The following is a 9,278-nucleotide window of genomic DNA, read 5'->3' as shown; positions in this document are numbered from 1 at the left end:
GGATAGCTGCTGCATTAGCTTGTGAACCCGATTTTACCAAGTTACTTGTATCAAATATTTGTTCCATGACAATTTTATCATTGTAAGTCCCCATGGTAACCGATCTAATAAAATATCGATTCCTTTCCGCTCAATATTGAGGTTCCAGTTACCATCTTTATAGTTTAAGCTTCCATTTCTTTTGAAAAAGTTTTCTATCAATGCAGCCGGCGAACTTTTGCCCAATGCATTCCAATGAACAATAACAGCTTTTTTTAATTCATCTGCCTCACTCAATTCATCCTCAGAGAAACTAATATCATTGAGATTAATTGCTGTTTCAATGGCTGCACCACATAATATTTTATTCAACAGCAACTGACTCTCGTCTTCAGGATAATTGTCATAAACTAAATAATGCAAATAAACAATGGCCCTTTGCTGTGAGCGATCATCTTTGAAAGCACCTCCATGTAGCCATTCCAATCTTTCGAATAGCGGCTTTATAAACGGATGAATAATTACTAATCCCGCATTCTCCACCATGAGTGATTCAAGCAATAGTTTTCCATTTTGCTGTTTCCTTAACTGAACTTTTGTTGATTTCTTCATGTTACCGTTTAATGGTTTACTGATCGTTTTTGGGATTGTTGCTAAAAAACCTGATAACCCATCGAATTGCTTATTCTGGATTTTGGTTGTTTTGCGTTTCGCAGTGTAAGTTTTCAAGATCGTACTTATTTCAGACCTGAACGATGGATTTTTCTTTAGAAAGAAAATTAACCAATCCTGAAACTGCTGATCGGGTATTTCGTCTTTAGAAATGCTGATGTCTGCCAGCCAAAAATCTACCATTTTTTGATACAACGATGGCGTGATATTAGAGTTAAAGAAAACTAAGAAATCATTATTTTTATCGAAGCTTAAATATTGAGTGAAAAATATTGATTTATGAATGAGGTGCCTTAGGCGATTGTAGACAACAAAATCATTGCAAATGGAGTTAACAAATTGTATAAACAATACAGAATTGTATTTGTAAATATCTAACAGAATAGCAGCCGGCTTAAAGTGGGATGCCGCCGTAATCCACCAAGGTTTTAAACCGGTTTCACAGTAAAAAACCAAAGCTTCATAATCGTTGATATGGGTTTCAATTTGATCAGACACTTTACTGCTATTCAGCAACGACCTGCGGGTAAACTTACCTGCATTCTTAAATAGCTGAAGCTGCTCATTATTTGAAGTAAAATCTTTCGTAATCTTACTTAACTTATATTCTTTCAATTGATTAAACATTTGTGATAAGATTTGTTCTTTCATTATTTCTTCCAATCTATCCAAGGGAACATCTCCAAGGTTTATGGTTAATTTATCGATGCGAATACTATCATTAACAGCAACTTCAGTGAATATAGCATCAAACAAAGCCGGCAATTCCTGATTGCAAAAGATGCCAATTTTCGCCTGAACGATGTCCCAATCCTGCTGACGCTCGATAGTCAGCATCATTTTCTGCGTATGAATAATGTGGTTGCTCATCATGTTCATATTTTACCAAATGCAAAATCAGCGATATTATCCTGATCACCAACGGTTACGGCTTTGGTTTGCGATTGATATTGCGTATTGCTTGGGAGTATTGTAATTTGATAATCTCCAGCCGGTAGCAACATGCTGTAATATAAGCCGGTAAATGATTGCGATTTAACTAAAGTTTTATCCTGGTAGGCTGTAATTGTAAACGTCTTTACGCCTACCACACGGCCGCTAAGTTCATATTCTTGCTTGCTTATGCTGCCAATGGCGATGAAAAAACTCAGCTTGGATGTTCCAATTTCTTTTCCGCTCTCTTTTTCAATTACCAAATAATCAAATTCATCTAATACAACCATTTGGGCCAAAGATTTTTTATCTAATCTTTTAGGGTCTAAAGTATAAACCAACACCTGCCCTTTCTTATCAGGAATGGGTTCGTAAACCTCATCTTCGAACTTAATAGAACCGAATTTTGGCACTGCATTAATCACTACTTCGAAAAAATCAGGATGGTATAAATTATTTAAAATCTGCACTTTAGAAATCGTTTCCTTATTTTGATTGTAGGCTACGATTCTGGAAATTGGCATTGCCAAAGGCGTCAGTTCTTTATGTTTAACATTTTTTGTATCGCAAGCGTAACAGCCGTCATCGTCATAAACCGTGAAATCGGCAATTACGTTAGCTCCTAAATTTTTAAGCCCGCTGTCTTTATTTTTTTCTACCAGTGTATCGAATTCCTTATTAAATTTACGCTCAAAATCGTTGATAAATCGATCGCGAATTTTTCTTTTAGATGTTAAAGTAATTTCTTCAGGCACATCATCTTTCTCTTCCTCAACAGTTTTACGTTTTATACCAAGTAAATCCAGGCGGCTCTGATATTCTTTTTGAATTTCGGCTTCTTCTTTTACCTTACTATCAATTTCCTCAGTAATAACTTTACGTTTATGATCTAAATCAAGCTTCAATGCTTTTGAAACTTCGTTAATTTCTTTCGCCTCATCCTTCTCTGCACTCTTGCGTAAAACACTAATCTTATCCGTAAATTCTTTGTTGAGTGAATCTTCAGCTTTAGCAATGGTTTCACTATTGGTTGTTCTAAGCAAACTTCGTTTTCGAACCATAAATTCTGAGTTGAGTTCATTTTCGGCTTTTTTAAGTTGAACCTCAGTTAATACCACACGATTTTTAACTTCAGCAACCTTAACTTCAAGCGCTTTTTCTGTTTCAACTTCTGCTCGTTTGATGTTTTCATTTTTTTCAGCAACTGCATCTTTAATACTTTGGAGTCTGAGCTTGTAGGTGGCGTGTATGGCATCTTCTGCCAGCTTCAATTCGGTTAATTTTTCGAACTTATTAGTTCCTGGTGTAACAGGCAACTTGGTAATAATTTCATTTTCTTTGCCTGTATGGTAGAGCAGCAACAATGTATTCCCCCGCTCTGCCCCAGCCAAATGTTCAACAGCCTGATCATTTAAATACTCAGACAACGATTTATTAACCTTGAAACTACTGTTTCTTCGATCCCTAATGTCATTCAGTGTGCCAATAGTTACGTATGGGCGCATCATGAGCACATTTAAAGCTCTATGAATTAAACTTCCAATCATGAGATAAGAAAGTAATTCCCGCTCTTTTTCTTTATTGATTATGTTGACCAGGGTTTTCATTGCGTCAACATATAAATCAAGAAATCCTACATAGCGTTTTCTAAAATCAGCTTCTTTAAAACTAGAAAACTCAAGTGGTAACAGTAAAATAATGTCTTCGATGTTTTCATTTAACCTTGCAATCCAGTTCAATACATCTTTTTCGATTTCATTTTGAGCATCTTCGGCCCTAACCTTAATCGTTGTAATTTTTGTGTAATCGGTTCGATTGATTTTTTCCGAAACTGTTCCGAACTTCACGAAATTTTTATTCAGTGTTGTAAAGGTTTTGAGTCTATCTGTATTGCTAACGGTACCCGATGGAGCAGTTGCTGAGGCTGTTGGCTCAACATTTTCTTGTCTATCATTGCCCATTACATTATCAAAGGCATCTTTTGCGGCGTTAACTACATCGTCAAATTTCCCCGCCATACGTTCTGCCATATTGCTGTACTCAATTAAGTTGTTCAGGTAATATAGCATAAGATTGCGCCAGGCCAGGTATTGTGAATCCAGATCAGGATAACGACAACTGCTTTCCGTTTCTCCACCTACACCCATAAATATCGATCGTACCTTGAACGGCAAATTGAATCTCTTTTTCAACCGATCGTATTGTTTTACTGCAGAGGTGTGATCCATGCCTAAATGGCCTTCCAACCGAAAGAAATTTTGGTCATTGAAATTATAATATAGCGGTGCGGCCAATTTGCCTAAGGCGTATTCTTGTGCCTCTATTGGTAGTTGATAGTGGTAACTTAGCGGCTTACCATTGTCACATCCATGGCAGTTTGATTCGTTCCAAAATTTTTCGAACGCTGTATTTGCCGGATCAAAATAAACCGGAAATGCCCGCTTATTTAGGTTTTGCCATTTTTCTTTGCTGGGAGTTGCTAAAACACCATTTTTACTGTTTGCCTCAGCCGGATCCAAATAGCCATTCAGCATAGCTACAGTTCTCCCAAAAATGGAAATTACTTTTCTATTCCAGTCTTGATATTGATTAAAGATTGGCGAATATTCGAACTCCTGACGAAAAAGCGATGGCGGGCAATCTTTTACGCCAAGCATTAAATGCATCGGAAAGGCATCAGCATTTGGCAAGGTTGAACTATTTAAATTCATGACTGCACAACGAAGTTCTTCGTAAGATTTGATAACATCCTCAAAAGCATCGTAGATATATTGAAATCCGTAACCTTTGCCGCTGAGGTATTTGGCAGAAAGTGTAACTAATTTGCTTTCCCAAATGGAATTTACTGCAGCAAAATCCAAATCAGGAAAGTTCTTTTGTAAAACAGGAAGCTCACTGTAAACTGTTTCCAGCTGTTTCAATAAATCGCCTAAAATTGCCGCTATTGGACTCAAATAACAATTTATTAAATCTGCATAACTCTTAGCTTCAACAGAAGTAACCAGCGCCCTTGGATAATTTATTGTTTCAAGCTGATATAACCCAGGATAGATCGCCCCGCCGCGGTTCGCATTTGCGGAGTTAATTTTGTTTAAATTTTCTTTGGTAACCAATAACTTCCTGACTGTAAAAGTTTTTTCAATGCCTAAGTCATCGCAGCTTTTACCCAGGCAACTTTGTAAATTTTTAGTTGCCGGTTCAAGAAATAACAGTACGATATAATTACTTAAAATCAGCCCGGAATCTATTGGCTTGGCACCGCTAACCAGGGCATTTTCTCCGGTCACCAACTCAATTAATGGAACATCGTTCCCAGTGGTATCCATAAAATATGGATAGATTAAGCCATCAGGGAGTTTATATTCTTTGTAATGTGTTAGTGTACATTCTCCCAAAGAAATCAAGAAACCCCAGGAGCTTACACCCACGCCTTTAGTAATTGCAACAACATGCTCATTAACCTCGACTTCGAGTCCGTAAGCTATTCCACGCCCAATTAATCTGGTTCTGGTAAGTCTGCTCTCCTGCAACAGGAAATCTTGCATCGTATTTAACTGCCCCGCAGTTAACACTTGATTTTCTTCGAAAACGGTGGTGGTGTTGATGAGTTCCATAGCTCAGAATAATTAAAAAATGCCAATATTGGTTTGATTGAGAACTAGCGTATTTTTTTGAACCTCGTTTTCATTACAGCTATGCAATTTTCCTGATGGATAAACACTTCGGAGGTTCTGGATAATTTCTATAAAATCTTTAAGGGCCTTTATCCTTTCAGTATCGTCTGCGTTGACCGTATTAATTTGAATAAGCCAGTTTTTGTAAGCTTTTTCGAATTGATCCATCTGCAAAGGGCTTACCCAACAAATATTCATTGCAATATGTGCCGGACTTTCTTCGCGTAAGGTTTTCTCAATAAAAGCCCGAAAATTACGATCCCTAAAACGATCAGGCCAATAAGGCATCACTGCTGTCATTACGAAGCTGTAGGTATCAGTGATTTTGCAGCTTTCGCAGTCAACATCAGTATGAATATTAAGTAGCTTATCAAGATTGTTCTTAGGCCGCAGTAGCAAATGCTCAATCAAATGAATTCCTTCGCGGTTAATAAAAGTATCGTTAAAAAATTTAACCATATCTAGCACCGCCTTCTTCTCTTGTTCAGCCTTTATCACGATTGTTTTTGGAGTAATACTTTTTATATCAAAAACCCTGGAAAATAAAATCTTAGAACCGTCTACCTTATCCAAGGCAATAGAGGAAACAATAACTGTTTTATTGCCTTGATAGTCGATTTTTATCACATTAAAATCGATCATTACAACTGGCGAAATCACGAATGTTAACGAATTGCCTATACTGATTTTGGAAGTGAGATCAATATTATCAAAAGTTAGTTCTCGACCGTTCTCATGTATTATGACTGCAAAGGTTTCCGTAAAACAAACTTTCCCATCAGGAAAATTGCTCGGAAGTATTTCGTCAATTTCAATTTTGATATTTGCACCGGTGGCAACTGTATTATTTACGGTGTAGGTACCATTATTTGATGCAGAATTGATTATTTTAAAGTGCTTTGGATAAGGGCTATCTTCGATTATTTCAGCTAATGGCAGATTGTAATTTTTACCCTGATGAACGCCAACCGTATTGCCATAGATGTCGAAAACTTCAAAATGGTAGTTAGGTTCATAGTTTATGGAATTTTGTGGCTCGAAACGGTAATAATCTTCATCTGAAGCAAATTTGATAAACTTCCAAAGTAGGCTCATTTCGGTATTGCTGATTTTTTCTGCTTCATCAATACCTTGAACCTCCGGACCTTCGAGGATTCCTTTAAAAATTATCTTTCTGTCCTGATTCCCCTTTGGCTTATCGAACAGCTGGTATCTAACTTTGTGTAAACTGGGCACAGAAGTGGTGTCTACTTCATGAGTGATGATCTCAAAATAGTTTCTAATTGGAGGCGTTAAATTTTTTCGACTGGCTAGTGTATGATTACATAATTCATTATAGCACAATCTAATATGATCTTTAATTAATGTTTTGGCTGTTGTGATAGACAAGTTCAAACTTTTGCTGCAGGCGATTGATTTACGGGCAACCCGGTCTTCAAAAAGTATTACCTTGAATTTACCCGCTACACTTCCTTCAACAATTTGGTAATTATTAGGAAGAACGCCTGCACTGATTAGCTTTTCCATTTCCAGTTTCGCAGCCGCGACATTAGCATGGCTCCGAGTGCCCTGGAAATAAACCTTACTCCCAACTTTGGTTTCTATACTACAATTTGTTAGGCTGTTGATAATTCTGAATGCCGGAGAAAAAAACAAACATTCTGGTTTTTTCTGATTAATACCTAAAAGTGATGTGATGCGTTTTTCATAACCCGAAATATTTTCATAATACCAGCACAGTTCGTTTTTATAATTGAAAGCCTTGCCACGATTACTGCTAATCTCAGGGTAGGCATTTAAGAATGATAGCTTATCTTTTATTAACTCAGCTCCTGCCTTTTGGCCATCAATGGTATAGGCTATTAGTGCATAGTCGCTAAATTGCTCGCAAAACCGGGCAAGCAAATGATCTAGGAAACGGTTTTTTCTTTCTTCAAATTCCCCTTTAGTTTCGGTAATACCTTGTAGTTTTGTTGCGTAATCTGGCGTAAATATCTGCTGATCTTGCGCATTTGGCACCACCTCATTTGGTATTGCATTTAGTGGCTCGCTGAAATAAGATTTATTAAGTAATGGCTGATCATACTCATCAAGCTCCTGATTTAAACTAAATAAAGATTTTAAGCCGTTTACTTGCTGAAGATAGCCATAGAGCAACTGATCGAAAAAAGAGAGGAAACCCTTAAATTGTTTTACATTGGTTAATCGTTCCTGCCGGGCTGCTTCATCTTTTGGCAGGTTGGGAATACCTTCAGCTCCAACACCATATACTAATGGGAAATCTTGCTGAATGGAACTATAATCTGTTGTTTCCCGCCAATTTCCAATTGGTAAAGTTTTGTCTAACACCGGATTTGCCGGGTAGCGTTTTTTTTGCTTTTGCAAATAAAGCGTTCAATTTCAGCTGCATATCATCCTGATCGAAAGCGAATGGAAGGCTGTTCTTATAAAAAGATAAATTTGAAGCAATAGTTGATAGCCTAGGCACGTAAAACTGATCAACTGCCAGCGATAAACACCATTTAACACTTTTTTGCGCAATCGCACCATCATCATCTTCAGGAAAATTAGCCATTTGTAAACCGCTGGCAGAACGTACAACCTTTTTGCCATCGATTTCAGTATTCATGATGATTTGAATGATATCACTCACGCGGATGGTACACTTTTGTACAGATGCATTCAGTTCATCATCATCAATAAAGCCATGTTCTAAGGCTGGACCATCAAAAATATCTTCTGTCGACTTCCCTTTTGCTTTCATATCGGGCAAGCTGTAGAAACAAACCTCGGGAGAAAGGAATTTAGAAATCTCAAAATAAATGGTAGCGGCAACAGTTGCTGCATCAGCAAAAGGATCAATTTCGATATCGCCGCAAATGGCTATCTCCTCTACCTTTAATGCCTGAGAATTAAGATAGTCTTCGCAAAGCGGCCTGCTTTCATTTAAACGATCATCTGCCTTGCTAATAATGCTGTTAATAACTTCAATTTTAGCTTTATAGCGCTGTAAAATCCCACCGGCATCTTCAAAAATAAAATGATTGATCAAACTATCTAATAGATTTAATCCTGGAATATCTACCGGAACTCCTGAAATGGTTTTAATGCCTTTTAGTGCTACAGTTGAATTCAGTTCGTTGCTGGTCCATAACAAATAACCAGTTGGCATTTCATCAAACTCAATCTTTAGGTTTTTAATTGCAGTGATGATGGATGTATCATTTTGAAAGTCGATTTCAGGCTCGTCCCAACGTGGAAAATAAACATTAATTTTGATTTCCACTCCATTTAACAATGGGTCGGTAAAGTCGCGAACGATATAGGTTCCGGATAGTGCATTTGAATTTAAATCGCCATGTTTAATGGATTGATCAAACTCCAATAAAAAATTATATAATCCTTTTATAAAAAAACCATATTCGTCCGTTACGGTTGGGAAATAATCAAGTTTTTCTTTAACCTTATCTACGTAGAGCTTCATCTCTGAATCTGTGGAAGGCAATGCCCAGGCGTTTTTGATCCCAAGTATTTCCCCATCAGCCACAACCGCAACATCCATTAACAGCTTACGAAAATCTTTTAGCGTAACAGGTGCATTATGTAAAATCTGCCTTGCAGTAAAGAAATTCTTGAAATCAACATCGCCTTCAGTTTCCGGATCATTCGCAAGTAAATCTTTTATATCAAAAGTAAGCCGGTAGCCTAAATCAGTAATCGCATAACAAAGTGCTTCGAGGGTTGTCACCCCCGGATCATGCAAGTTATAATCTGTCCAGATGTTTTTGCTCAGTTCCTGTATCCTTTTCAAACCAATTTCCCGAAGCCTGTCAAACCGCATGCTTTCCAATGGCAAATCATTTTTTGATATGGTTGTTAAGTTGCTCATTTAATTACATCCACATTCATTTAAAGAAACAAATTGTTTACTTGATTTGATCACATTGTCATCGCAATCAGCACATGAACAATCAGGATTTTTTACACCAGGCAAATCTTTTATATTGACGATGCTGTGAT

General features: G+C 37.2%; 4 protein-coding genes. All 4 read right to left on the bottom strand.

The genetic code is table 11. The features are described from left to right. Positions 1–33 precede the first annotated feature (33 nt). The 4 genes from ON09_RS20075 to ON09_RS20060 are packed head-to-tail and all read right to left on the bottom strand — an operon-like array spanning position 34 to position 9,147. Positions 34–1,524 carry a contractile injection system tape measure protein gene (locus ON09_RS20075; protein WP_157259025.1) on the bottom strand — a complete coding sequence of 497 codons (1,491 nt, stop codon included), beginning with the start codon at positions 1,522–1,524 and terminating at the stop codon, positions 34–36. A gap of 2 nt (positions 1,525–1,526) precedes the next feature. Next, positions 1,527–5,198, bottom strand: coding sequence for a hypothetical protein (locus ON09_RS20070; protein WP_010602861.1), 3,672 nt, complete (start codon positions 5,196–5,198; stop codon positions 1,527–1,529). A 12-nt stretch (positions 5,199–5,210) separates the two neighbouring features. Beyond that, complete coding sequence (locus ON09_RS20065; protein WP_157259024.1) at positions 5,211–7,643, bottom strand: hypothetical protein; 2,433 nt, start codon at positions 7,641–7,643, stop codon at positions 5,211–5,213. Next, positions 7,555–9,147: a hypothetical protein gene (locus ON09_RS20060; protein ID WP_029204506.1), complete on the bottom strand. Its 1,593-nt coding sequence runs from the start codon at positions 9,145–9,147 to the stop codon at positions 7,555–7,557. Before ON09_RS20060 ends, ON09_RS20065 begins: the two co-directional genes overlap by 89 nt. Positions 9,148–9,278 lie beyond the last annotated feature (131 nt).

The sequence above is a fragment of the Pedobacter agri PB92 genome, from assembly GCF_000258495.1.
GTDB classification, from domain to species: domain Bacteria; phylum Bacteroidota; class Bacteroidia; order Sphingobacteriales; family Sphingobacteriaceae; genus Pedobacter; species Pedobacter agri.
This window is presented reverse-complemented; position numbering and strand designations above follow the sequence as displayed.

Coding starts and splice junctions, on each gene's coding strand:
- ON09_RS20075 (WP_157259025.1), bottom strand. CDS start 1,524: ATGATGAGCAACCACATTATTCATACGCAGAAAATGATGCTGACTATC.
- ON09_RS20070 (WP_010602861.1), bottom strand. CDS start 5,198: ATGGAACTCATCAACACCACCACCGTTTTCGAAGAAAATCAAGTGTTA.
- ON09_RS20060 (WP_029204506.1), bottom strand. CDS start 9,147: ATGAGCAACTTAACAACCATATCAAAAAATGATTTGCCATTGGAAAGC.